1 protein-coding gene is annotated in these 1,185 nt (G+C 27.8%); it reads left to right on the forward strand.

Features of this window, described 5'->3' with window-relative positions:
• A partial coding sequence (locus tag ACVHXK_RS18635) for a transposase (RefSeq protein ID WP_461207912.1) occupies positions 1–993 on the forward strand: 993 nt, incomplete at its 5' end.
• Between the last annotated feature and the right edge of the window lie 192 nt (positions 994–1,185).

Below are 1,185 nucleotides of genomic sequence, written 5' to 3' on the forward strand. Positions count from 1 at the left end.
TTTTTAGAAACATTAGCTCCTACGGAGATTGAAAAAATTAGGGACTATATGATAAAAGAATTGTTTAAAAAGAGATCTTTAGAACAATATAGACTTTTTGATAAGTATTGGGTTATTGCTATTGATGGTACTGGAATATTTACTTTTCCAGAAAAGCATTGTGAGCATTGTTTGAAAAGAGAATATAAAAACAAAAAAACTGGAGAAGTTGAAAAAACAGCATATTTCCATTCTGTTTTAGAAGCTAAACTTGTTCTTGGTGATATGGTATTTAGTATAGCTACTGAGTTTATAGAAAATGAAGATGAGCATTATGATAAACAAGATTGTGAAATAAAAGCATTTAAACGGTTAGCTACAAGATTAAAGAAAAAATATCCTCGTTTACCTATTTGTCTTTTAGGCGATAGCCTGTATGCCTGTGAGCCTATATTTAAAATATGCAATGAAAATAATTGGAAGTATATTTTTAGATTTAAAGAAGGCAGAACGAAAACTCTTTGGGCAGATTATCAAGAATTAAAAAATATAGAAATAAATAAATTTCAAAATTGCTTATGGGTAAATGATATACCCTATAAAGAAAGACTTGTTAATGTTGTAGAATGTTCAATAATTGAAGATGAAAAGACTAGCCATTTTTCTTTTATTACAGATTTTAAAATCACAAATAAAAGAGTAGAAAGAATAGTTGCCGCAGGCAGGAGCAGATGGAAAATAGAAAACCAAGGGTTTAATAATCAAAAAAATATAAGATACGACATAGAACATGCTTGCTCACTAAATTATAATGCTATGAAAAATCATTATCTTTTAGTTCAAATTGCAGATATTTTAAGACAGCTTCTTGAGAAAGGTTCTGCTATAATAAAAAGTCTAAAATCAGGTATAAAAGAAATATCTTCAAGGCTACTAGAATCTTTTCGCCGAGATAATATAACCCTTGAAGATATTATTCAAATCACTAAACGTATAAAGATACGTTTAAGCTGACTTAATAAGTTTATCATGGGTGGTGATAATTTTAAAGAGCTATGAAGGAAAATTTTAAATTTTAGTTGCTTTGCAACTAAAGGGGTGTTTTTTCAAAAAAAGTTAATATAAATATTGTTAGAATTTTCTGAAATTTAAAACGATAAATTTAAGCTTACTACAGCTATAAAATAAATTTGCTCGTTAGAGCTG

It is taken from the genome of Clostridium sp. DL1XJH146 (assembly GCF_054819755.1).